This window comes from Pseudooceanicola lipolyticus (genome assembly GCF_002786325.1).
Taxonomy (GTDB): domain Bacteria; phylum Pseudomonadota; class Alphaproteobacteria; order Rhodobacterales; family Rhodobacteraceae; genus Pseudooceanicola_C; species Pseudooceanicola_C lipolyticus.
In genome coordinates this window covers 1-865 of the sequence record NZ_PGTB01000392.1, presented here as the reverse complement: position 1 = coordinate 865, position 865 = coordinate 1, and the positions used below count along the sequence as shown (strand labels likewise).

1 protein-coding gene and 1 pseudogene are annotated in these 865 nt (G+C 72.4%); both read left to right on the top strand.

Annotated elements, in window-relative coordinates; all coding sequences use genetic code 11:
* Positions 1–194, top strand: a pseudogene (locus CVM52_RS26165) (enoyl-CoA hydratase); the annotation flags it as partial.
* Positions 195–240: 46 nt separating this feature from the next.
* On the top strand, positions 241–865 hold a 625-nt coding region (locus CVM52_RS26160; protein WP_133120021.1), incomplete at its 3' end, for an NAD(P)H-dependent flavin oxidoreductase.

Below are 865 nucleotides of genomic sequence, written 5' to 3'. Positions count from 1 at the left end.
TGGCGGAAGAGATCGCCGGGCGCAGCCCCTCGGCCATCCGCGCCGCCAAGCGGCTGATCGAGGTGGCCGAGGCGGCGCCGCGCGATGCGGTGCTGCTGGCGGAATCGCGCGAGCAGGCGGCGCTGATCGGCAAGCCCGACCAGATGGAGGTGATCGCCGCGCAGATGCAGGGGCGCGCGCCGGTCTTCAAATAGAGGCCGATCCGGCGCATGGTTTCCCGGCAAGCTGGGGAGGACCATCATGACCGAATCCGCCATTGCCGACCGGGTCGGCACCTTCTGCGAAACCTATGGGCTGCAATTGCCGATCCTGTTGGCGCCGATGGCCGGGGCCTGCCCGGTGGCGCTGTCGGCGGCGGTGGCGACGGCCGGCGGCATGGGCGCCTGCGGCGCGTTGCTGATGCCGCCCGAGGCGATTGCCGCCTGGGCGCGCGAGTTGCGGGCACAAAGCAACGGCGCCTTCCAGATGAACCTGTGGATCCCCGATCCCGACCCGGTGCGCGACCTGGCGCACGAGGCGGCGGTGCGGCAGTTCCTGGCCGGATGGGGGCCGGAGGTGCCGGAAACGGCGACCGAGGCCGAGCTGCATGATTTCGCCGCGCAATGCGACGCGCTGATCGCCGCCCGGCCGCGCGCGGTCTCTTCGATCATGGGGCTCTATCCGCCCGATGTGGTGGCGCGGTTGAAAGCGCAGGGCATCGCCTGGTTCGCCACCGCAACCACGGTGGCGGAGGCGCTGGCCGCCGAGGACGCCGGCGCCGATGTGATCGTGGCGCAGGGGATGGAGGCGGGCGGCCATCGCGGCGCGTTTGACGCGGCGCAGGCGGCGGACCGACTGGTGGGGCTGTTCGCGCTGGTGCCGGCGG